The following is a 23,703-nucleotide window of genomic DNA, read 5'->3' as shown; positions in this document are numbered from 1 at the left end:
CTGAGGTTCCGCTATTTTTGTAGGTACGGGCTTGCGTTTGTGACCGTTGCAACTTGATGAGGACCGAGGTTCCGCTATTTGGTCTTAAATGGCGAGTTTTGGGTTATATGAGGACACCAGATCCGCTATTGCTTAGAAAATGGCTGATAATCATGGTGTTTAGAGTAAATAGCGGATCCTGTGTCCGGAAGTTCGGATAAAGTGGCGTTTTTTTTCGAAATAACGGATCTGGTGTCCACTTAGTGTAACTAATATTCATTTCTCTGGTCTGCAATATCTGCATGAACTACATGAACTTCAAGAACTTCAAGAACTGCAAGAACTGCAAGAACTGCAAGAACTGCAAGAACTGCAAGAACTGCAAGAACTGCAAGAACTGCAAGAACTGCAAGAACTACATGAACTTCAAGAACTTCAAGAACTACAAGGACTGAAGAACTGCAATATCCGCAAGAACTGCAAAACTGTTGCATTCCCCCATCATCACTACCATTTACCTAGCGGAGTTTGTAGGTCCGGGCTTGTTTGTGACTGTTGCAACTTGATAAGGACCAAGGTTCCGCTATTTGGTCTTAAATGGCGAGTTTTGGGTTATATGAGGACAGCAGATCCGCTATTACTTAGAAAATGGCTGATAATCATGGTGTTTAGAGTAAATAGCGGATCCTGTGTCCGGAAGTTCGGATAAAGTGGCTGTTTTTTTCGAAATAACGGATCTGGTGTCCACTTAGTGTAACTAATATTCATTTCTCTGGTCTGTAATATCGCCGGTACCCATCACAAGCCCCCTCCTTGCTGTCCTCATATTCCCGATTGGAATATTGATCCTCTTCTTCCAATAAATATTATCCCCCCGTCATTACTACCATTTACAAGCGGAGTTTGTAGGTACGGACTCGTTGTTCTCCGCTTGCGATGTCCAGAATCCGGAGCTCCACCAGTTTGTGCAATATTCGTCGGGTATGCCGGTCGCTTACCCTAAGATGGGCGGCAAGCTCCAAAGGGGTTATCGGGCGCAGAAGTCGCCGGGCAAATCGCACAGCTTCAGCCTCCAGCCAGCTTAATGATGCAGGTACATCGGATGCAACGAATCTGCCGACGAAGGATAGGATGAGCTGCTGGCACTGCTTTGGCTCTTCGACGATGGAGGGATAGGCTATGGGAAGGAATGTCCAGCCATCCAGTGCCAATAAACAATGGCGGCGGCATAAATCCTTAAACCTTCTGACGTCCAGATCGCGGGCATGCGGCCCGTACCCTTGTATTTCGATGCCTCCTCTAGCATCACCTGGCATATAGGCTAGGTCCAATAACGATAACCATTGCTGAAATCGCGTACTTCCCATTCCGGATGCAAGTCATTGAAATGACCGATCGCTGGAAACCATACGGAACGCAGAAACTCCACGGTGCCATGGCCTAGGCCTTTATTAAGGATTTCGAGCCTGCGGGGATTCTTTTCATTGAGGATATTCGTGTGTATCCAGAGCTCATATTGTTGATCGAACCGTGACATGATCAGTTACCCTCCTCAGTATAAGACGGAATGCGATTTTGCTAGAAAATAAAAAAGCCGCCCCATACAATGCAACCCCAATCCTTCATTGGGGCACTTTGAATAGAAGCGGCGTGTTCTTCACGTCCTTATGTTGGGTAGTATAACTTGTGTTTTGCGGGTTTAGCAATAGGTATTGTTCTCATGATTGAATGGATACCGATATTCGGATCCTAATTACATCAGTCTATTTCGACCATGAAAAAATGCCCCTGATGAGAAGCCGATGCAATGCTGCCTAAATCATGGGGCTTTTTTATTGGTTTCACTATAAGCCTCCAAGCAGACATCAGATGAAACTCGTTTCTTTCGGTACCTCTGGTACGAGCTCATTGGTATAAGAGGTGAGGTGAAGTATCCAACCAGCACTAGCAATTGAAAACCCAAATAACTTTGAGATATTCACCGAATTAGGCTCTGAGCGACAATTATCTTTCGTCACCGATTATCTGATCTTGTCTGGGAAGCTTCATGAAGTATCCCAACCAGCACAAGCGATTAAAAACTCAATGACTGCGACATTTTCGCTCCACAAGGCATGATAGACACTGAGGAGACACGGAACGAAAGTCTATTTAATATGACGTCATATATGATGAAAATAACTATTTTTTTAATATATATTGTGTATTATATATTTATGGTGTACATTAATTACAACCGATTCATATTTAACATGCTTAATTGGAGGTGAATCGAACCCAAAGAGAAGAAGCGGAAATGGAGGTTCGGTCTGTAGGTAAGCAGGAAGCACATGGCTGGGAAGTTCTGAACACAAATCTGATACCAAGAGAGGATGAGTGAAGCATGAACCATTCCGTTAAAAAGGTGAATATGGGTGTCATCCTATGCAGACATTGCAACGCTCTAATCGATACGGTGGATACGAATCGAATCGCGACCTTTTATGGCGTATGCAATCAACCGGAATGCCGGCAGCAGCGCAGCGCTACGAATGCGTCGATACGTGATGTAACAGAAGAAGAGTAAATGGACAGGAACCGGCTATTATTCTCAAGTGAACGCGCCACTTTTATGTGGTGCGTTTTTGTGTTATGCGAATACGGCGAGGATCCACCCGGCTTGGCAAAAAAGAGCTTGTAGTGCGCTTGACTTGATTTGGCTGCTTCCGGGATAACCGTGTTGATCATCTGCGCCGGGGATGAATTGGCACGGTCTGCCCGATGAAAAGTGGCCCTTAAGGATGCTTATCCATCATGCTAAGATGGAACTGCAATTCCAATTTACGACAGGACCAGGGCCCCTTAATGTCTTTCACTCTCGAAGGGTTCCATTCATTTTATATCTAACGAACAGGAGGTTGTCAGTTTATATGAACATATTTGTTGCAGGCTCTACGGGAGTCATCGGCCAGCAGCTGCTTCCCAAGCTGGTGCAAGCCGGTCATGAGGTTACAGGCATGACCCGCAATAATCAGGGTAAAGGGTTGATCGAATCCTGGGGAGCAAGAGGGATCGTTGCGGATGCTTTTGACCGCGAAGGAATGATCGCCGCAATCGGGGAGATCCGGCCGGATGTCATTATCCATCAGCTAACTTCGTTAAGCCAATGGAATCTGGAGGATAATGCCAGGATTCGGATAGAGGGAACGCGTCATTTGGTGGAAGCCGCCCAAATCCATGGCGTTAAGCGAATGATTGCCCAGAGCATTGCTTGGGCGTACGAGCCGGGAGAGCATCCCGCCACCGAAGACGCCCCCCTGGATGTCCAAGCGCCTGCACCTCGCAAGTCGACGATAGACGGTATCGTATCGCTGGAGCATGCCGTTGCCCAAATGCCGAGCCACGTCATTCTAAGGTACGGAATATTCTACGGACCCGACACGTGGTACGACGCCAACGGAATCATGGCGGAAAAAGTACGAAGTCGAGCTCTGCCGGCAACGGATGGCGTTCAGTCCTTTCTCCATGTCGAGGATGCGGCGCTTGCCGCTCTGCTGGCATTGGACTGGCCGTCAGGCCCGGTCAACATCGTTGACGATGAGCCTGCTGCGGGAACGGCATGGCTGCCGGTGTATGCCGATGCGCTGCAAGCACCAGCTCCAGCCTATCAAGCAGGGAGCAAGCGCGGCGAGCGCGGCGCATCCAACGCCAAAGCCCGGAAGGAGTATGGCTGGCAGCCGCTCCATCCCACGTGGCGAACCGGGCTAGCGCAATCGCTGAGGTGAAAGAGCTTAACTGTCCGCCGCCAGGCTGGCGTTTAAGAGTCGATACGCTCGGAGTATGCTATTCCCCTTTCTCGCGTTCATTTTTCTGCATGAACAACTCCCTGATGTAACAGGTTTTTGTACATCGTGCGCACTGCTCCCTGCGCGCACGATGCGTGGTTCGGGGCGTGCTTGGATGGCTGGTCGGCCATATGCCTTTCATGAAGGATCGCTATTTTCGGTAATATGCGTTTCCGTCGAATAATGCGTATTCATAGACGTTAACGGATCTCGCCTTTCTTGAGGTGATAGATCCCGAAGATAAGAGAGCTCCTTGTTGATATGGGAATGAAAAGAAAGCTATAGTTAATAGAGGAAATTCATGGCCATGAGAAAACAGGCCGGGCTCCAGCTGAGTGGACTTACTAGAATAAGGAGGGGACCGCATGACAGAACGGCTGCCATGCCGAAGCGAAGGATGTTCGGCAACGATATTGCCGGCAACCGCGGCCAAAACCGGCGGTTATTGCATGCCGTGCAAGCAGGAGATGGAGCGCGCAGAACGGCAGCGTTACATAGAACAGCACCGGAGAGATATCGACTTGTACGAGGGGATAACGGACCCGGTAGAGATCCTTAAGATCATGCATGCCCCGGTGAAGCGGGATCCATTAATCCGATATATTCCCTATCATCTGAAAAGAGAAGAGGTATATTCCGCTTTATCTGAGGGTGACGCCGACCGCATGCTGAATGCAGCCCTTGAACTGCTCGAATCGGGCGATGAGGACACCTGCCAGGAGATTCTTGTGTCCCTGATCTGCTATCGGGACTACTCGCTTGAATCCTGCATACCGATACTGCTGGAGCGGGGGATCTATTACCCCGGCATTTTGTTCAAAGATGCCCCTGCCCGAGGCCGGGACCGGATGCTTCAATTCGTTGAGCAGGACAGGGAGAACCGCAACCATCTGCTGTTGGCCTTGGCTTGGATCGGCGATGATCAGGTTGTGCGCCAATTTCAAGAATGGAGGTCCGATCCTCCATCTTGGGCTAAGGAGCTGTATGTTCCGCCTGAAGCTTATGCGCATGAGGGGGGCTGGGAGCTCACGGAGAATGGGAGCAAGCGCCGACTATTCTACCATGACAGCTACGCCATAGCGAAAAAAGTGCCAACAGAAAGCACCTATGCAGTTGAACCCGAGCCCGCACAATTTTTGAAGGAGGATTCCGCTTCCTGTCCATGGTGCGGAAGCAGCCTGACCATTTTGGCGGATCTGGACATCAGCCATCCGAAGCTTCGATTCCTGGGGTTGTCCGGAGAGAGGCTTCGTGTGAGCACCTGCGTGAACTGCAGTTGTTACGAAACGATATACATGGATGTGGATTTTCACGGAAAATCCGAATGGAGCCAGACTAATATTAAACCGGAATATGTACCTGTGCCTGATTCCGGGGAGGATGAGCGAAGCTTTGCGTCGGCGGGGCAGTCCTTTCGGCTTGCGGACCATCCTCGGAACAGCTATTATGCCGCCTATTGGGCGCTCGGTCCGGCGGTCTCGCAAATCGGCGGTTACCCGGCTTGGATCCAGGACGCCGTCTACCCTTCCTGCCCTTGCTGTTCCCGAAGCATGACATTCATCGGGCAGCTGGATTGGGAACAGATCGAGGAGTACGGGGAAGGCATCTATTATATGTTCCTGTGCGCGGACTGCAAGGTTACGGCAACTCTATTCCAACAAACATAGGCTGAATCCAGCCATGTTTGAATAACGGCTTCCAGCTATCAGCAGCGAGTATACTATTTTTTCCCTACCATCTTTTGGTATGGTATTATATACCATTATAGATTGAGAATGGAGGCCTCATCCGTGAAGAAATTCAATCGTAGGGTAACTTATATGTTAGTGACGATCCTATTAGCAGTCAATTGTACGGTGCTTGGCTCCGTGGGAGCAGCGGAAGCCGTGAAAAGTGATTCACGCCCCACACCGGTAAGCGTGGCTGGCGGCAGCGGACATGGTGTTGCGGCATGGAGCGACGGCTCCGTGACCGCCTGGGGTTATAACAAGTCAGGTCAAGTAGGTGACGGGACCAGCATTCATCAATTGGTGCCTAAGCAAGTCGCGGGTTTAACCGATATTGTTCAGGTGGCGGCAGGCGACAATTCTTCATTTGCCTTGGACAAGAACGGGGACGTGTGGGCCTGGGGCGATTATTACTCTCCTTATATTAACGGGGATCCGTTGTTACCTTTCCAAAAGCGGGGAGGGCTGATCAAGCTGGAAGGACTTAAGGATGTAGCCGGCTTGGCCATTTCAAACCATGGTTCTGTCGCATTGCATAAGGATGGGTCTGCAACGATATGGAATCCGACGTTTGATCCGAATGATCATTTAAAGATGACGGTAAAGTACTTTCCAATCAAGGGAGTCACGAATGCAAAAACAATCGTGGTCGCCGGACATGAGGCCCTGATTCTCGGTAAAGACGGCAGTGTCGATATGTTAACGGTATATAATAGCTTCTACGATCGATTCCGCCTGGAACGCGAGTTTCGCGAAGTTAAACCTCTGGTTGCTTCCTCCATTACCGGAATCGCCGCGCATTGGTATGACGTGTTTCTGCTGCATGAGAACGGGACGGTGCTTAGGTGGAATGTGAATACGAAGCAGCAAGCACCAGCTGTGGTGAAGGGATTAAACGATATCCAAGAGATAAGAACGGGATCCAACCGTTTATTTATGCTTAAAAACGACGGCACGGTCTGGCAGTGGAATTACAACGATCCGAAGGCCAAGCCTTTTCGAGTGAAAGGTCTGGCAGGTATAACGGCACTTTGGGGAAGCAAGGGATATACCGGTTACGCAACCAATCAGGACGGCAAGGTGCTGGCATGGGGAGAAGAGAAATATCAAGGCAGCGGCTCGGCTAACGAGAACGATGAGAATCCAGTTATGGTACAGACTCCTCTGTCCTGGACGGTAAACGGACAAACGGTTAGCTTCTACGGATCCTCCGCCGTGGTGAAAGGCAAGCTGTATGTACCGTATACTAGCGTATTTGAAGCCCTCGGGATCAGAGTGAAGCGCGGACAGTCGAATCCGGATCCGAAACATGGAAATCATCGATTTCCGGTATGGTCTTTCTCTTATGGCGGGAATACCGTATCCATTAAATCCAGTGATCCTGCCGTTGTATTGGTGAACGGGAAGGTGACGCGAGAAGATGCCAGCGTTCCATTCCTGGCGAAATCGAGCATGTTTCCATTGGAGTTGATCACATCCAAACTTGGCATTCCGATGTCCTGGGATAAGACCACAGGCGAAGTGATCCTGGGGAAAACGCCTTAAGAATAGAATGAAGGCACGCCCATACGGCGTGTCTTTTGTTATTCTGAGGAACTGTACCCGTTCATCCGTATCGATAGTTAGAGATTCGAAAATAATTGACGTCTGGGCTGGCAAGCTCGCACTGTTCGTGGATATTCTAAAAGATCGCCATCCCGTTACAGAGGGAAGCGATCTTTTGTAGTTTGAATTTATTGTCAATGGGCACCATTATTTCCTTTGGTCATAGCCCAAAAAATAAGAGCAATAGAGCTGACGGAGGCCCCGAGCACGCATACCCCATGCCAGCCGAAGTGTGCGTAAATATGGGTCGAAGTTATGGAACCGGCAGCGCTTCCGACGGAATAGAACATCATGTAGCCGCCAACAATCCGACTGCGCGCCTTCGGCCGCAATGCAAAAATCATGCTCTGATTCGTGACATGCACGGCCTGTACCGCCAAGTCCAACAGAATAATGCCAATGACCAAGGCGAACAGCGACCGTTCCGTGTAGCCGATGGGCAGCCATGACAGCAATAACAGGAACAATGCAATTCCTGTCGTTCGCTGTCCATAACCTCGATCGGCCAGCTTACCGGCCTTTGCTGCAGCCAATGCCCCTACGACGCCCACGAGGCCGAACACCCCGATAGCCGAGTGCGAAAGGGATAGCGGCGTCGAGCTAAGAGGCAGTACCAATGGGGTCCACAATATGCTGAAGGCCGTAAAAATCAGCATAGCCAACAGGGCGCGAATACGTAATAGCCGTTCTTGCAGGAACAACATCCATACGGACTTCAGCAGTTGAGCATAAGAAAGGGTCTTTACCTTGTGCGCAGCATTTGGCAGCACCTTATATAATGCGCAGACCATGAGCAGCATCAACGCAGCCGAAACCAAATAAACGAAGCGCCATCCTGCAAGATCCTTCAGGATTCCGGAAAAGGTTCGCGCAAGAAGGATCCCGATCACAATTCCGCTGGTTACCATACCGACGACACGCCCTCTTTCAGCAGGGGCAGCCATAGTTGCGGCGAATGCCACGATGGTCTGCGTCACAACGGCAAGCAGCCCGACCAAAGCCAAGCCTGCGAAGAGCATCGCACCGGAGGAAGCAGTACCAACGATCACCAGAGCTGCTGCGGAGATCGTCATCTGACCGATAATCAATCGGCGCTGGTTCAGCAAATCTCCCAGAGGCACGAGCAGCAGCAGTCCCAATGCATAGAAGACCTGCGTGACGGTAATCACAATGCCGATGACGGAATAATTCATGTTGAACTCGTATGACAGCTGATCGAGCAGCGGCTGTGCAAAGTAGATGTTAGCAACCGACATGCCGCAAGCAATTGCAAACAATAACGTCACGTAACGAGTCATCGGAGCAGCAGTAACGCATTCAGACGAATTTGGCGCTCCCTGTGACGTATTTGCCCCCATTTCGTTATGGGCTGCGTTTTTATCCATCATTCCCTCCATTTTTATGCATCCATTCCTTTCGTTTTTTTTGTGTACCGATCGGTATATTAAAATCATCGATAAATATATCCCATAGTGACAATTCATGTCAATACGTTTATTGAAGTGGTTAGAATTATAGTTGTAAGTGTTGATATAATGCAAAAATCGAATATTGGGTGTTTGACAAAAGCATCCGTAGATCTTAAAATTATTTTACTGATTGGTAATGAAAAATAGCTGTTTGCTTACCGCCTAATCATCGAGCTTCCTTTAAATCTAAAGTAACGAGAGGTAATTAACGATGGGACGAGTCCGCGAATTTGATGAAGAGAAGGTATTGGATGCCGCGATGCAGCTGTTTTGGGAGAAGGGATATGAGGCTACTTCATTAAGCGATTTGACCTCCAGAATGGGCATTCAGCGGCCCAGTATTTACTCTGCGTTTGGAGACAAAAAAGAGCTGTTCGAAACCGCGCTGCGCAAATACACGAGAGGGCATGCTTCCGAGGTGCGAACCAGGCTGCAACATCATCGATCGGTCAGGGAGGCGTTCCGGGCCTTTTTTGAGCATGTGGTGGATGAGGAATACGCCGAAAGCCGCAGCCGCGGATGTTTTTGCATCAATACGATGGTCGAGCTTGCGCCTCATGATGAGAAATTTGAAATTCTGACAAGGGAACATCAGATGTACCTGGCGGTCATATTCCAAGAAACCATTGAGCGGGGCATACAATCGGGCGAGCTTGCGAAGGGCACAGACGCCAAAGCTTTATCGCAAGCGCTCATCGTATCCTTAATTGGTCTGACCGTGATGTTGAAATCCCGTCCGGAGCGCTCTTTCGTAAACAATACGATAGAGGTGACTCTTACATTGCTTAAATAGGATGCTTTCGAGGGTCATGCTTACGAGTTGTTGCAGCCGTCCAACCATAGTAAACTGTTCTAAAAAACAATAGTAGGTGTTTCGATGAATTTGAACATACGGACAGGGCGGACAGAGGACCTTCAGGAAATCATGGCTTTGATTGCACGCTGCGTTACGGTCATGCAGGCTGGAGGCAGCGATCAATGGGATGATCAATATCCGAACCGGGAGGTAATCGGTGAGGATTTGCAGCACGGAACGTTGTTTGCAGCCGAGAGCGAAGGCCGTATTATGGGCATCGTTGTCCTCGACGAATCGCAGGATGAACAGTACCGGACCATTAGCTGGAAGCAGGAAGAGGGACCGCATCTCATGATGCATCGCCTTGCCGTCGATCCGGAAGCGCACGGACAGGGCATTGCGCGAAAGCTGGTGGCTTTCTCCGAAGAGTATGGCGCACGCCGGGGTTACCGAAGTCTTCGACTGGACACCTATGCCAAGAATACGGCTGCGCTTAAGCTGTATCAAGGCTTAGGTTATGACCTGCGGGGAGAAGTGAATTTCCCGGATAGAGCAGCAAGCTTTCCGGTATTCGAGAAGCTGCTTGGATAAACAGGCCGTGGAGCAAGCCTGCTATGGATCAGCGCGTAACGCGGGTCCGTGGCAGGCTTTCGTCGTTTATAGGCAAACAATAATTACGACCATGGCGATGGGGCTTGACCGGATGCCCATTTTGCATTCTATTTAGATTTTTTTCAAAATAGGTATTGCAATTGGATGCAGGTATAAGTCATAATGTATTTAGATGAAATTCTAAATAGAAATATGGGTGATGCACATTGGGGTTTCCGGAAACATTCAAGGCGTTATCTGATCCGGTGAGACGGGACATCCTGGTTATGCTCAAACGCGGCAAAATGTCAGCCGGAGAGATCGGTCAGCATTTCGATATGACCGGGGCGACCATCTCGTATCATCTGTCGCAGCTGAAGAAGGCCGGACTGATATTTGAAACAAAATATAAAAATTATATTTATTATGAGATCAACGTGTCCGTCTTCGAAGAAATCATGCTGTGGTTTTCACAATTTAACGGGGGGAAACAAGATGAGGAAAAAAAATAGCTCGATGCTGGTTTTAACAACGCTGATATGCTTATTGCCGATTATTTTATCGATGACGCTGTACAGCCAATTGCCTGAGCAGGTGGCTGTTCACTGGAATGCGGCGGGCAATCCGGATAATTATGTGCCGAAGGCGGTTGCGGCGTTTGTGCTTCCGTTGATTACGGCGGTTATTAACGTCATTGTCAATGTGGGGCTTAACAACGATCCTAAGAAAATGAACGCTGCCCCGGTTTTAAGAACGATGGGTCTATGGCTCATCCCCGCACTGTCTCTCATTCTCATGCCAATCACGCTGTTTAAGGCTATGGGGGCCGAGCTGCCGATCCAGACGATTGCACCGGCTCTAGTGGGCATGCTGCTCGTGATCACCGGCAATTATTTGCCGAAGAGCAAACAGAACTATACGGTGGGCATCAAGCTGCCTTGGACGCTGAACAGCCAGGATAATTGGAATAAAACGCATCGTTTTGCCGGGTACCTGTGGATGGCAGGCGGAGCGTTCATGATCCTGACGGCGTTTCTGAAGGTGAACCTTGCCATCGCCATCGTCCCTGTCATTATTCTGATCGCGGCGGCTCCGGCGATTTACTCTTTTTCTTTGTTTAAAAAGGGCGTGTAACGGACGGGGCTGCAACAGATGAACAATATTGCGAACGGCAACAAGCTGACTCCATAATGTGGGTCAGCTTGTTTATTTTACGGCATAGCTTGTGACGGCTTATTTGCCGTATGGGTTAATCGTCTCGATGGTGCCGTCCTCGTTGTAGGTCAGCTCGGTAAATTTGACGCTGCGTTTGTTGTCTGCTCCGCCGGACAGGGAACTGTCATGGTAGAAGAGATACCATTTGTCCTGGAACTGAACGATGGAGTGATGGGTCGTCCAGCCGATAACGGGTGTCAGAATCGTGCCCTTGAACTCAAAGGGGCCCGTCGGACTTTCACTCGTGGCATAGACGATTTTGTGCGTTGATCCGGTGGAGTACGATAGATAGTAGATGCCGTTGTATTTATGAACCCAAGGTCCCTCGAAATATCTTCGCTCTTCATCCCCCGCAACGATCGGGTTGCCCTTCTCATCCACGATGGATATTTCTTGGGGCGACTCCTTAAAAGTAAGCATGTCGTCGCTCAGCTCAGCGACCCGCGGTCCGATGGCAGGCGCATCTGCTGCAGGTCCCTCCGCATCCGGAATGTGTGAACCGGTCTGCCATTGTTCCAACTGTCCGCCCCAGAGACCGCCGAAATAAATATAGGCCCGGTTATCGTCGTCCACGAATACGGCAGGATCGATGCTGTAGCTGCCCGGAATGTAATGGGGCTCCGGCTTGAATGGACCGGAAGGCGAAGAGCTTGTAGCTACTCCAAGACGAAAAATATCGTCATGGTCCCTGGCAGGAAAATATAAATAGTAAGTGTCGTTCTTGAAGGCAGCATCCGGTGCCCACATTTGCTTCTTCGCCCATGGAACATCCTTCACATGAAGGGCTTCGCCATGGTCCACGCATGGAGCATTCACATCCTCCATCGAGAGAACGTGGTAGTCCTCCATGTCATATTGGTCGCCGTTATCATTGGACGTGTTCTCGTGATCCAGGTCGTGGGATGGATAAATATAAATTTTGCCCTCGAATACGTGGGCGGAAGGGTCTGCGGTATAGATATGGGTTACGATCGGTTCGTTAGGCTTTACGGGCTTGGTCATCACATGTCCTCCTCGATTCTTGCATTGTAAGCGCTTGTATATATTTTATCAGACGTTTTCCACTCAAAAAACCTAATAAAATTAGGTTTTTCACCTAAAAATATTAGATCTTTTGGGATAAAGGGGAGTCGGATATAATCAAGCATAGAAAAGACAGGAGGTGCATGATGCAAAAATACTTGTCCATTCTCTCGGAGCTGGAAACCAAAATTTCGGAAGGACAGTATCGTCCGGGGCAGAAGCTGCCTTCCGTGCGGCGTGCGGCAGCCATGTACGGATGCAGCATCAGCACCGTACTGCGGGCATACGCCGAGCTGGAGAAACGGCATGCGATTTATTCCGTATCCCAAAGCGGGTATTATGTGGTTGACCGTCCGAAATCGGAGGAGGACGGGAGCGTTCATGCGATGATCGATTTTTCTTCGGCCTCCCCGGACGTGAATGTATTCCCGTATTTGGATTTTCAACATTGCCTGAACAAGGCGATTGATACCTATAAATATGAGCTGTTTACGTATGGCGATACGCAAGGGATGGAGAAGCTTCGCCATACCCTGGTCTCTCACCTGGCCGGAAATCAGGTGTTCACTACCGCCGAGAGAACCGTGGTCACGGCAGGCGCTCAGCAGGCGCTCGAGATCTTGGCGAAAATGCCGTTCCCTGGCGGAAAGTCCATCATTCTGGTGGAACAGCCCAGCTACAATAACTACCTGAAGTTTCTGGAGAGCGAGGGGTTCCCCGTTATCGGAATCGCGCGCACGGCAGCTGGCATCGACCTGCAGGCTTTGGAGGAGCAATTCCGAACCGGACGCATTAAATTTTTCTATACGATGCCGAGATATCATAATCCGCTGGGCACTTCCTATGGCGCCGAGCAGAGGAAGGCCATTGCAAACCTGGCGACCCGATATCGCGTTTATATTGTGGAAGACGACTATATGGCCGATTTAGGCGAAGAACGGGGATACGATCCAATCTATGCGTACAACAGATCCTCGCACGTGGTGTATCTGAAGAGCTTTTCGAAGATCGTTTTTCCCGGACTGCGATTAGGGGCCGTCGTCCTGCCGGAACGTTTGCTCGAAACGTTCCATGCCTACAAAAGTTACGGGGATACGTCGCTGCTTTCCCAAGCGGCACTCGAAATTTATATCAGCAACGGGATGTACGAGCGGCATAAACAGAAAATTTACAGCCAGTACGAAACCCGAATGCAAGCTTTGAACGCTGCGGTGCAGCGGATCGAGGGGACCGGGTTCATTGAAGCCGTGCCCGGCGACGGCGGTATATATCAGCTGTTTAAGCTGCCCCAGACCGTGAACCTGGAGCGGTTGATCAGGCGGCTGAAGGAACGGAACGTTCATGTGGTGTCCGGCAAGCTGTTTTATCTGTCCGACTACCTGATGCGCGAGAAGTTTATACGTATCAGCATTTCCAGAGCGCGATTGGATCAGATCGAGGAAGGTGTTCGTGTTATAGTGGAAGAAGTAAAGCGGGAGATCGGAAATCTGTGGTAATGCCATATGTGTAACGAAGGAGCGAGGCTTGCATGGAGTCTAAAGAAAAAGTGTACAACACGGCGGTCGAAGCTACGCTGGAGGTCATTGGCGGAAAGTGGAAACCGGTCATTCTCTTTCATCTTACTTTCGGCAAAAGGCGAAATAGCGAATTTTTAAGCCTGATTCCCCAGATCACCCAGAAAATGCTGACACAGCATTTGCGGGAGCTGGAAGAGGAAGGCGTTATAGTACGCAAAACGTACAATCAGGTTCCACCCAAGGTGGAGTATGAACTGAGCGAGTATGGCTGGAGCCTGAAGGAGATTCTTCATCTGATGTGCCGATGGGGAGATGCGCATATCGAGCGAAAATACGGCGAGTCCGCAATCGTGCTGGAAAAGCCTGCGCTTGAAGAAACGCATTAACCTGCAGGAGAAGAGCCGGCTATTCCTCTTATAGTCGGCTCTTCGTCATGCAGGTTGCGCGTTCGCTTATGGAATGACTTTACGCCGCCGGAGCTCGTCAAAGATGTCCATGAACATGGCCTCCGTATCGACATACTCATGAAACCCGAAGCGGCGGGCCTTCGAGCCGTCTGCAAAGAAATCATAATCCCAGGAGAACACGAAATCACCGAACTTCCAGGATGAAAGCTCTTCATAATCGTGCTTCGCAAGCCCATGCTTCTCAATCATGCGATTCCAAACCGGCTCTTTATCCGCCATGACCGTTTCCAGATTCATCTGCAGGGGCGGTGCGGTTTCCATCTCAAAATACGATGCGATCTTCGGCCACAATTCGTTCCAGCGGAACAGGTCCCCGTTCGTAATATTGAAGGCTTGATTGGCGCAGCGTTGATCGGTCGCCGCCCAAACGGTCGCCTTCGCGAGCAGATCGGCATCGGTCATCTCCAGCAGGCTGTGATAGGCTCCCGGCTTACCTGGAAAACGCAGAGGAATGCCGAGCTCTTTCGAGATCGAGGCATAGACGGCAATGACCATCGCCAGATTCATCGGGTTTCCAAGGGCGAATCCGCTGACAACGGAGGGGCGCAGCGCGGACCAGGTCCAGGCTTTGCCTTGCTGCCGTACCTCCAGGAAGTTCTGCTGATCCACATTGAACTCCGGCGGCATATGATTCGCATCCGTTTCCCGGGCCGGCGTCTTGAACGGACCGAGATGCGCGCCGTATACCTTATAGCCCTGCATCAGGCTGACATGCTGCAGATTGTCGGCAATGGGCTCGATGGCCTCCACGACATGAACGAGCATGGCCAGATTCGGCGCGACGAGTTCGGCCCATGTTGGCCGGTCCTGATAGGCTGCGTAGAAGATATGCGTCACTTCGGTCAAGGAGCTTAATTTGGCGATCGTATCCTCCCGATCAAGCAGGTCCGCGGAGATATAACGTACGCGGCTCGTGGATTCCCCGCCTCGGCGCGATACGCCGATGATATCCCAGCCTTGAAGCGTCGCAAGGTACTCGATGAGGTTGCGGCCGATCACCCCGTTGGCCCCTACAACCAAGGCCGTTTTTTGCGAATGATGTGAACGTTGATCTGTATTCATATAAGTTCATCTCCTAACGTCATGTTCTTGATTAATGTCATTTTGCACGTTAGGGTTCGGCTTGAGAAGTACGCACTTTGAAGTGATGTAATTACTTTTTGGTAACGTTTAAGCAGTACCAGCCCTTTTAACCAAGGAAATATTTGAACTGCATTTATTGAGGACAAGAACTTGCAACGTGTATCCTTATCAATAGCCGTGTAATGCTGCTAAGTGTAGGGCACGATTTGCGTCCGTAAACCAAAAAAGAAGCAGCTCATGAGCTAACTTCTAAAACCTGCTTTCCTCATCGGATTCTGATAATAGCAAAGACAGAAATTGGACTCGACAGCCTGCTCCCATCGGTGATTGAGCGACCACACCTGCAGTAAAAGGAATCGGGGCATCCATTCCGAAGTATCGAATCAATTTCCAAACTTCACCATCGGATGAGTAGTAAAAGGAAATCGTTTTGTCTTTCTTCGTCATTTTCAAATAAGGATTGCTGACGAATACACGCTCAGAATTACAGTCATCCGAAACACCGTTCCGAGTAACGACGGACACGATGGTTGCATGTTCACCATTGAATTCATAACATAGCTTGGCCCAATTGTTCTCGTCTGCCATCAACATCAAGCACCCGGAATCATATAAATGATGCATGTCTACCTGAAGCTGCGTTAATAGCTGGAATGTTGAATCAACCTGAAGATGAAGATAGGGTGCAGAATGAGCAATATGTTTTCCTGCAGGGTCTTTGAAAAAATCAGCTTTCGATGGAGCATCCATGATGAGCCCGTCATCTGTCGTAAACTCCCAATGTCCAGGTTCATTAAGCCACATTAGTTTCTCTCTTGCTTCAGGATGAAATAAATTTTTACCCATCGCCATTTCTCCTCTTTTACGTATATGATAACCCGGATAGCATCCATTGCAAACTTTTTCCTCATTATCCCATAAGATCCAGACGATTTGAGATCAAGATATCCTTAAACTGGCGGATCCCAAAAAAGACTTCCGGTAATTACCCGGAAGCCTTTTTATCGAGAGGGATGGTTAATCCCAAGTGCTCGGTCAGATATAGGTAAGAAACAGGGTAGCGATGCCAAAGTAGATAACAAGCGAGAGAATATCGTTAATGGTTGTAATGAGCGGACCGGAAGCCACAGCCGGATCGATCTTGAATTTGAACAGAATGAGGGGGATGACGGTGCCGGCCATCGTGCCCACGATCAGCGTGGCAATCAACGAGCTTCCGACCACAAACCCCAAGTAGAGGTTGCCCTGCCAGAAGTATGCGATCAGGGAAATCAGAATGCCGCACGTCACCCCGATCATCAGCCCGACCTTCAGTTCCCTGGCTAACAGCCGAAACACCAGCGATTTGGTCATTTCTTTGGTGGTCAAACCTCTTACGATGACAGCAAGCGACTGCGTTCCGGTATTTCCGGTCATTCCTGCAATCATGGGCATGAAGAAGGCCAGCGCCACAACCTGCGCCAGCGTCTCTTCAAATCGGGAAATGATCGTTCCCGAGATCAGCCCGATGAATAAGAGCAGGATCAACCACGGCAATCTTCGATAGGCGGCAACGGTTGCTTTGGTGTTGAAGTCGATGGTTTTGCCTCCGGTGGCGTTCATTTTCCGAATGTCCTCATCGGCTTCCTTAATGACGACGTCCAGGATATCGTCAACCGTAATGATCCCAACAAGACGGTTGTCCTGCTCAACGACGGGAATGGCAACCAAATCGTATTTTTGGATTATGTGCGCAACTTCCTCCTGATCGGCATCCACGGGCACGGACAGCACCCGACTGTGCATGATGTCCACGATATATTCCTCCGGCTCGGCCAAGATGAGTCCCCGGTAAGACACCACGCCCATCAGCTTCTTGTCATGATCAATGACGTACAGATAGTTGATGGTTTCCGAAATGGAGACGTAGGTTTTCAGCTTCTGGACCACCTCTGAGACGGTGTAATGCTGCGGAATCCACACATAACGGTTCGTCATGATTCGGCCGGCGGTTTCCGGCGGGTATTTCATCAGGTTCAGGACAAATTGGGATTCCTCGTCCCGCATTCCCTTGAGAAATTCGTCCTTCTGCTCGGGTGACAGCTCGTCCAGCAGAATGGCGAGGTCGTCGTTATCCATCAAGTCCAGGATGATGGCCGTTCTCTCTTTGCCCAGCCTGCCCAGAACTTCGATTTGCCGGTCATGCTCCATTTCCTGAATCATGTCGGCCAGTTGTTCCTCGTTCAGAAACTGAAGAAAGCGGGTTTGTTCCGTGTCGCTCAGGTGGCTATGTATTTTTGCCAGGTCATAAGGGAGAAATTCGTCGATGATGCGCTGAAAATCATTTGACGTCTTTGCCTTTAGACTCTCTGTAATGTCCGGCATCCACTGCTCAAGTGTCCGGGAATTCACGCCATGACTCCTCCTTTCTTGTTCCGTCCCATGATAACGAAATGTACGTATTATAGGGTTCACCATAACGACTTGTTGTTAAACAGCATGGATACGGCAAGTGCATGAAAAAAGGATTGGCGAACGAAAAAAGAATCCTCGGCAAGAGTTGCAAACGCTTGCATTTTACAATAAGATATAGGCGCACAAATTCATGAGTAGGGGTGAGTATATGAAATACAGACGTCTCGGGAAAACCAATTTGAAAGTATCGGTAGTCGGTGTGGGAACCTGGCAGTTTGGCGGTGATTGGGGGAAGGATTTCAACCAAAAGGAAGTCGATGCCATCTTGACGCATGCCAAGGAGCTGGGCATTAATTTGCTGGATACAGCCGAATGTTACGGGCCTCATCATATGTCCGAGAATTTCATCGGTGATTTCTTGGCGCGCGACCGCCGCGAGGATTGGGTCATTGCCTCCAAGTTTGGCCATCGATGGCATGAGCAATGGGAGAATGCTTGGGATGCGAAGCAGATCCGAATTCAGCTGGAGGAATCACTTAAAGCGCTTCGTACCGATTATATCGACCTGTATCAATTCCATTCCGGCTCGGATGAAGTGTTCAACAATGATGAGATGTGGACGATGCTGGACAAGCAGGTCCAAGCGGGAACCATCCGCAATCTGGGCATATCCATCGGAAGCAACAGAAATATCTATCAAACCGACAAGGCGGCGGAGGTGAATGCCAAAGCCATCCAGGTCGTGTATAACCGTCTCGATCAGGCGCCGGAGGAAGAGGTTCTCCCTTCATGTTTGAAGCAGGATCTTGGCGTATTGGCGCGAGTTCCGCTTGCGAGCGGCTACTTAAGCGGAAAATACAAGCCTGGCACGGTGTTCAGCGACAATGTGCGCAAGAACCGTGACCAGGATGAGATCGACGCCAAGCTGAAGCTTGTGGAGGAGATCAAGCAGAATGAAGTGCCGGAGGGCGTGAATATGGCCGAGTGGGCCTTGGCCTGGTGCTTGAAGCATCCGGCCGTCAGCTGCGTCATTCCCGGCTGCAAGAGCGTGGAACAGGTGGAGATGAACGCGAAGGCCGTGGAGCTGGATTTGGTGCAGGACGACCATCCGGGAGCCTGGAACAAATAAGCCGCCAATAGGGCGAGGATCGAAAAAGCACCTATACAGGTGCTTTTTCTTGTGTCCTCCATAGGTATTGGAAGAATTCTATTCTAAATCTTCTCCAAACAGGCATAACCGGAAAGTAATGATCGCTCGATTAGGGCAGGGTAAGTTCAATGCGTGGATGCCGCGCTCTTCCTGAACGTTTCAATCAGGCTGGTAAAGCTGTCCCCTTCACGGCCGTTCGCCATCCCCCGCTTGAAGATCTGCAGAACCGCCTCAGGCAATGAAGCGTCCACCCCTGCGTCATGTGTGGTATGAACGATGTGCTCAACGCTGGCAGCACCCATAGCGAGCCGATCCACGTCCCCCGGATATTCTCCTGCATCGATGCGCGGCGTATAGAATTCAATGAATTCCGGCAGCGAAGACATGGTGCTGATCGCATGGGGCTTCAATTGCTCCGCCGTGATGCCGTTTGCTTGGCCGACTGCAACAGCGTGAAGATAACTGAGCATCCCTGTCCAGAACATATCCATTCCGATCTGATAATAAAGCGCGGCGAGTCCTGGATCTTCACCCCGGTAATCCGTACTTGTCAGCACTTCAAGCACTTCTTTATGTGCCTCGAAAACTTCGATGGGACCACTGTAAAAAGTGAACGACTCCGGTTTGCCGATACCCGAAGGAGGAACCTGCACACCGCCGGTAAGGTGCATGGCACCGTGGCCCGCCAGCCATTTGGCTGCTTTCCTGGCGTTCTCCGGGGTATCCGAGCTAAGATTGACGAAGACTTTACCCGCGAGTATGTCCGCGGCATTTTCCAGGATGGCGTACATCGCATCGTAGTCGGTAAGGCTTAGAATTACTAACTCATTAGCGTTCAGTGCTTCCTTAATAGTGACGGCTCTGACCGCACCCCGTTCGACAAGCTCATCAGCTTTGCCGGCCGTACGATTCCACAAAGTGACCTCATGACCATGGCTCAGATAAGTGCGTGCCATCGCTTGGCCCATCGGTCCCAGGCCTATGATCGTCACGGAGTTACTACTTGGATTACTGTTTCTCATATTGAATTATAGCTCCTTTCAAATAAGTCTGACCAAATGCTAAACGATGACACTAGTGTCAAAGTCAAGATCTTTGTTGATGAGAATCATTATCAATTATGCAAGGCCAGATCTGGATGAATCCTGTCTGCATGTGGCTGAAAGCTTTTATTTGCTTCACGACGGCAAAGACATGGCTGATGCCATGGACAGTGCTGACGTTTCTAACCAAAGATGCCTTGTTAAGCGACTTTTGTACTTAATTGGAGTTTGCCCATGCAAGACTCGACGATGCTGCAGAGCTATTACAGGGTAATAGACTCACTGTACGGGACTTTGTTATAGTAAACCTAACGGGATTTTTTGGGGAGGAACAGATGAAACCTATTAATAAACTCAGCATACAAGATGATTTTGTCGGTTTTTATTTGTTAAAAGAATTGAATATGAGACAGACCAACGGCACGCCGCCGAAAGACTATTTCGATATTGTTCTCGCGGATGCCAGCGGTCAAATATCGGCCAAGTACTGGGATGTGACCATACAGGATAAAGAAACGTTCCTGCCGATGCAATTGGTCAAAATCCAGGGAACCGTACTGAGCTACAGGGACCAGCCTCAAGTCAAGATCAGCCGTATCCGCAAGGCCACCGATGCGGATGGCGTCTCGTTAACGGATTTTGTGAGGGCTGCGCCCATTCGCCCCGTGGATCTGTTACATACGATCAAACTTACGATGAACGAGATTACGGAGCCGCAGGTGCGAAGCATCGTACAGTATTGCGTGTCGAAGGTGGAAGAGAAGCTGATGCATTATCCGGCTGCCAAAACCTATCATCATGCCTATTACGCCGGGCTGGCTTACCATATCGTCCGCATGCTGGAGATTGGCGATTTCATCTGCAAGCAGCGGCCGTTTCTGAATCCGGATTTGATCAGGGCGGGCATTATCCTGCATGATATCGCGAAGCCGGAAGAGATGATCGCACAGATGGGCATCGTAACGGATTACAGCAACCAGGGCAAGCTGATAGGGCATATCGCCCTGGCGTCCAACTGGATCGTGGAGGCGGCGATCGAGAACGGCATCGCGCTTGAATCCGAAGTAGTTTTGGGCTTGCAGCATTTGGTGCTTTCCCATCATAACCTCGGAGAGTGGGGCAGCCCGGTTCAGCCGCAAACGGCCGAGGCCGTCGCGCTGCATCATATCGATCTGCTGGATGCCAAGATGCAGATGGTAGAGGACGCCCTGGATACGACGATTGAAACGGAGCCGTGGACACCAATGATCCGCGGCCTGGATAATAAAGCGATTTATCGGTTGAAGGTATGACGATAAAGGCATTCCCCGATCCATTGGATTGTGGGGATGCCTTTTCATTATGGTGTAGGACGGCTCATGTTCCCTGGATCGGCAGCGTAAACCGCACCGTTGCCCCGCGAATCGGGTTGTTCTCGGCTACAATATGTCCTCCATGGTGCTGAACGAGAAGTTTGGCGATATACAGTCCCAGACCGGAATGCCCTTTTTGCCTGGAGGAATGAACCTGCCCCTGATAAAAAGGCTTAAACACCTGCTGCAGATGCCGCTGCTGCCCAAAGCCTGTTCCGTTATCCGTGACGGCCATCACTACCTGCTGCTCGGTGATCTCGATGTGCCATAGAATCCGCCCGGCTTCAGGGGTGTAGCGAAGGCTGTTGGATACGAGATTGTCCAGAACCTGGATGATGCGATAGGGATCGAGCATGACCGGAGTCTTGGCCGTTCGGTTATCGTAAACCTTCGATTGGAAGGCGATGTTCTTCCCCCTGCATAAAGCGGCATATTCCCCGGTTTTTTCGTCCGCCAATTCTTCGATATCCACGGGAAGCGGCTGGAGCCGAAAAGACACCTTCTCGATCTCCGCCATGGTGTTCATGTCTTGAAGAAGCTTCGAAGCGCGGGTTGTGTTCCGTTTGATGACCTGCAGGTACTGCAGCCGTTTGCCTTCATCAGGCTCCCCGTTCATCTGCTCCAGCCCCTCGACATGGCCTTGAACAATCGTTAGCGGCGTCCGAAGGTCGTGAGCGAGCGCCGCAAACATGGTGCTTCGTTCTTGCTCCATTCTCCACTCCCGCTCGATGGAATGCTCCAGCTCCTGACGCATGTCTTCAAAAGCCTTCGTTAGCCGGTTTACCTCCGTAATGGACGAAGCCCCGGACATGCTAAAGCCTAAATTACGCTCTTTAATCATTTCGGCTCCTTGCAGAAGCTGCTGCAGCGGAGCGCTGATTTTTCGGCTGAACCGCCTGCCGAATACCAAGGTGAACAAAACGATATACAAAAATGGCGTCAGGAAGAATGCAAGGAACCCAAAGGTCACCAAGGGATTCAGCGCAGGATTGGCCGCCGTTACCTTCAGGCTGTATCCAACCAGCAGAGCCCCGATCAGATTGCCGTCTCGGGAGACAACCGGCTTGTATACTACGATTTCATTCATGCCGCTGCGCGTCTGGTTTAATCGCGCCAGGATCTTCTGCCGGTTAAGCGATTCATGGATATGAAGATCCCCGTATAAGGGTTTGCCGGTAAGGGACACGACCAGGTAGGACATGCCCTGTGAGGGAATCACCTTTTCCAGCTCGGCTTGCCCCTCCGTGCTCATGATGGAGTCGCCCCGGCTCTGGGCGTATTCCGTAATCACGGGGATTTGCGCCTCGTAATGATTTGCCGGGAGCGCGATGTCATGGTTGAACAAGTAACCCAGCAGCATCACGAGCAGTCCCCAGGTCACAAGCGTAGCCAGCAAGCTGCAGACCAGAATCGAGACGAAATGGCGGGCGAACGTATTTTTGATGGAACGCTGTTTCGTCATTGGGGATCCCACTTGTAGCCGATGCCCCAGACGGTTTGAATAAAGCTGCGGTTCTGTGCGTGGGCGGCCAGCTTGGCCCGGATTTTCTTGATATGCTCGGTGATGGTAGAGTCGTCCCCATCGGCGTCCAAACCCCATAACTTCTCGTACATCTGCTCCCTGGAAAAGACCTGTCCCTGATGCATCGCCAGCAGTTCTACGATCTGAAACTCCTTATTCGTAAGCGTGAGGTTGTGCCCGTTGCAGCTAACGGCATGCCCCCTGCAATCGATCGTGAGGGCTTGGAACCGCAGGATGCCCTGTTCTTTTTGCGTGTGGATTCGCTGTTCCCGCCGCAGATGGGCATGGATTCGGGCTTTTAATTCCGCGAGGCTGAAGGGCTTGAGCAGATAATCATCCCCGCCTGCCGCCAGACCTTTAATTCGGTCCATTTCACTCTGGCAGGCGCTCAGGAACACAATGGGGCACAACGTCGTTTCCCTTAGCTGCTTGCAGACCTCAATGCCGTCCATCTCGGGCATCATCACATCGAGTATGATCAGGGACGGATGCTGCTTGCTCTGGATTAACGCCTCCTGTCCGCTTCCGGCCGTGAGTACGCGGTAGCCTTCAAGCTCCAATGAATCTTGTATAAAAGAGATGATTTCTTCTTCATCATCCACCAATAGGATCGTTTCGTTTGCCATATCCATTACATCCTCCAAGAAATAGCTATTCAAAAGGTCTATCTGGTAAGTGTACACGTCATTTCTAAAGAAAGAATAAAGAAAGTCCTGTTACTTGAAGTTTATATATGCCCCTACTTCAACGGAGCAGGCGGAATCGTTCTGGAGAAGCGGCAGCGGTCGCCTTTGCCCCCGGATTTCAACCATTCTTAAATGGATAGATAGAAATCTGGGGGCAACAGCGATCGGAAGAATGATCCGCATGCGCAGTGATGCTTAAGCTGCTGTATACTTACAGGCCAATTTGAGTTTCTTTATCCTTTCTTTATGATTGTACCTTA

At 50.2% G+C, this 23,703-nt stretch carries 21 protein-coding genes and 1 pseudogene; 12 read left to right on the top strand and 10 right to left on the bottom strand.

All coding sequences use genetic code 11. The features are described 5' to 3' along the window. Positions 1-248: 248 nt before the first annotated feature. Together RB298_RS20910 and RB298_RS20905 are read right to left on the bottom strand one after the other, a co-directional pair. Positions 249-473, bottom strand: coding sequence for a hypothetical protein (locus RB298_RS20910; protein WP_486048380.1), 225 nt, complete (start codon positions 471-473; stop codon positions 249-251). Between the two features lie 396 nt (positions 474-869). Continuing rightward, positions 870-1,516 (bottom strand): annotated as a pseudogene (locus RB298_RS20905) (transcriptional regulator). 846 nt (positions 1,517-2,362) lie between these two features. Here RB298_RS20905 and RB298_RS20900 point away from each other — a divergent pair. The 4 genes from RB298_RS20900 (at position 2,363) to RB298_RS20885 (ending at position 7,075) form a co-directional block, all read left to right on the top strand. Next, entirely contained in the window at positions 2,363-2,545 is a 183-nt protein-coding gene (locus RB298_RS20900) for a GapA-binding peptide SR1P (RefSeq protein ID WP_009591018.1), read from the top strand. A gap of 343 nt (positions 2,546-2,888) precedes the next feature. Continuing rightward, entirely contained in the window at positions 2,889-3,743 is an 855-nt protein-coding gene (locus tag RB298_RS20895; protein WP_486048378.1) for an NAD-dependent epimerase/dehydratase family protein, read from the top strand. Positions 3,744-4,168: 425 nt separating this feature from the next. After that, complete coding sequence (locus tag RB298_RS20890; RefSeq protein WP_486048376.1) at positions 4,169-5,470, top strand: DUF1963 domain-containing protein; 1,302 nt, start codon at positions 4,169-4,171, stop codon at positions 5,468-5,470. Between the two features lie 123 nt (positions 5,471-5,593). Beyond that, positions 5,594-7,075 (top strand): stalk domain-containing protein, encoded by a 1,482-nt coding sequence (locus tag RB298_RS20885; RefSeq protein ID WP_486048374.1) that lies wholly within the window; start codon positions 5,594-5,596, stop codon positions 7,073-7,075. 194 nt (positions 7,076-7,269) lie between these two features. Here RB298_RS20885 and RB298_RS20880 read toward each other — a convergent pair whose 3' ends face one another. Continuing rightward, on the bottom strand, positions 7,270-8,433 hold the full coding sequence (locus tag RB298_RS20880; protein WP_486048454.1) for an MFS transporter: 1,164 nt from the start codon (positions 8,431-8,433) through the stop codon (positions 7,270-7,272). A gap of 382 nt (positions 8,434-8,815) precedes the next feature. Here RB298_RS20880 and RB298_RS20875 point away from each other — a divergent pair, with 382 nt between their 5' ends. From RB298_RS20875 to RB298_RS20860, 4 genes are all read left to right on the top strand, one after another. After that, positions 8,816-9,397, top strand: a complete 582-nt coding sequence (locus RB298_RS20875; protein WP_486048372.1) for a TetR/AcrR family transcriptional regulator — start codon at positions 8,816-8,818, stop codon at positions 9,395-9,397. An 84-nt stretch (positions 9,398-9,481) separates the two neighbouring features. Continuing rightward, entirely contained in the window at positions 9,482-9,991 is a 510-nt protein-coding gene (locus RB298_RS20870) for a GNAT family N-acetyltransferase (RefSeq protein WP_486048370.1), read from the top strand. 227 nt (positions 9,992-10,218) lie between these two features. Beyond that, positions 10,219-10,503 carry an autorepressor SdpR family transcription factor gene (locus tag RB298_RS20865; protein ID WP_096776170.1) on the top strand — a complete coding sequence of 95 codons (285 nt, stop codon included), beginning with the start codon at positions 10,219-10,221 and terminating at the stop codon, positions 10,501-10,503. Further along, positions 10,487-11,125, top strand: coding sequence for an SdpI family protein (locus RB298_RS20860; RefSeq protein ID WP_096776169.1), 639 nt, complete (start codon positions 10,487-10,489; stop codon positions 11,123-11,125). The genes RB298_RS20865 and RB298_RS20860 overlap by 17 nt, the downstream gene beginning before the upstream one ends. Before the next feature lie 99 nt (positions 11,126-11,224). On the opposite strand, the gene RB298_RS20855 is transcribed toward RB298_RS20860, so the two are convergent. Then, on the bottom strand, positions 11,225-12,208 hold the full coding sequence (locus RB298_RS20855; protein ID WP_486048367.1) for a glycoside hydrolase family 43 protein: 984 nt from the start codon (positions 12,206-12,208) through the stop codon (positions 11,225-11,227). A gap of 167 nt (positions 12,209-12,375) precedes the next feature. Here RB298_RS20855 and RB298_RS20850 point away from each other — a divergent pair, with 167 nt between their 5' ends. Beyond that, a complete protein-coding gene (locus tag RB298_RS20850; protein ID WP_096776167.1) occupies positions 12,376-13,725 on the top strand; it encodes an aminotransferase-like domain-containing protein in 1,350 nt (449 codons plus the stop codon). A gap of 32 nt (positions 13,726-13,757) precedes the next feature. Continuing rightward, complete coding sequence (locus RB298_RS20845) at positions 13,758-14,132, top strand: winged helix-turn-helix transcriptional regulator (protein ID WP_192570941.1); 375 nt, start codon at positions 13,758-13,760, stop codon at positions 14,130-14,132. A gap of 66 nt (positions 14,133-14,198) precedes the next feature. On the opposite strand, the gene RB298_RS20840 is transcribed toward RB298_RS20845, so the two are convergent. The 3 genes from RB298_RS20840 to mgtE form a co-directional block, all read right to left on the bottom strand. Next, positions 14,199-15,275 (bottom strand): SDR family oxidoreductase, encoded by a 1,077-nt coding sequence (locus RB298_RS20840; RefSeq protein WP_486048364.1) that lies wholly within the window; start codon positions 15,273-15,275, stop codon positions 14,199-14,201. Between the two features lie 270 nt (positions 15,276-15,545). Further along, positions 15,546-16,142, bottom strand: a complete 597-nt coding sequence (locus RB298_RS20835; protein WP_486048362.1) for a DUF1349 domain-containing protein — start codon at positions 16,140-16,142, stop codon at positions 15,546-15,548. 189 nt (positions 16,143-16,331) lie between these two features. After that, on the bottom strand, positions 16,332-17,687 hold the full coding sequence (gene mgtE, locus RB298_RS20830) for a magnesium transporter (RefSeq protein ID WP_213579458.1): 1,356 nt from the start codon (positions 17,685-17,687) through the stop codon (positions 16,332-16,334). Positions 17,688-17,898: 211 nt separating this feature from the next. Here mgtE and RB298_RS20825 point away from each other — a divergent pair, with 211 nt between their 5' ends. Further along, complete coding sequence (locus tag RB298_RS20825; protein ID WP_486048359.1) at positions 17,899-18,819, top strand: aldo/keto reductase; 921 nt, start codon at positions 17,899-17,901, stop codon at positions 18,817-18,819. Between the two features lie 146 nt (positions 18,820-18,965). Here the strand turns inward: RB298_RS20825 and RB298_RS20820 are convergent, their stop codons facing one another. Further along, positions 18,966-19,862, bottom strand: a complete 897-nt coding sequence (locus RB298_RS20820) for an NAD(P)-dependent oxidoreductase (RefSeq protein WP_096776161.1) — start codon at positions 19,860-19,862, stop codon at positions 18,966-18,968. 356 nt (positions 19,863-20,218) lie between these two features. On the opposite strand from RB298_RS20820, the gene RB298_RS20815 reads away from it, so the two are divergent. After that, positions 20,219-21,175: a 3'-5' exoribonuclease YhaM family protein gene (locus tag RB298_RS20815; RefSeq protein ID WP_192570946.1), complete on the top strand. Its 957-nt coding sequence runs from the start codon at positions 20,219-20,221 to the stop codon at positions 21,173-21,175. Positions 21,176-21,239: 64 nt separating this feature from the next. Here the strand turns inward: RB298_RS20815 and RB298_RS20810 are convergent, their stop codons facing one another. Together RB298_RS20810 and RB298_RS20805 are read right to left on the bottom strand one after the other, a co-directional pair. Then, positions 21,240-22,697 carry a sensor histidine kinase gene (locus RB298_RS20810; RefSeq protein ID WP_486048357.1) on the bottom strand — a complete coding sequence of 486 codons (1,458 nt, stop codon included), beginning with the start codon at positions 22,695-22,697 and terminating at the stop codon, positions 21,240-21,242. After that, positions 22,694-23,389 carry a response regulator transcription factor gene (locus RB298_RS20805; RefSeq protein ID WP_486048355.1) on the bottom strand — a complete coding sequence of 232 codons (696 nt, stop codon included), beginning with the start codon at positions 23,387-23,389 and terminating at the stop codon, positions 22,694-22,696. The genes RB298_RS20810 and RB298_RS20805 overlap by 4 nt, the downstream gene beginning before the upstream one ends. Between the last annotated feature and the right edge of the window lie 314 nt (positions 23,390-23,703).

The organism is Priestia sp. BR_2 (assembly GCF_041954005.1).
Taxonomy (GTDB): domain Bacteria; phylum Bacillota; class Bacilli; order Paenibacillales; family Paenibacillaceae; genus Paenibacillus_AQ; species Paenibacillus_AQ lautus_A.
This window is presented reverse-complemented; position numbering and strand designations above follow the sequence as displayed.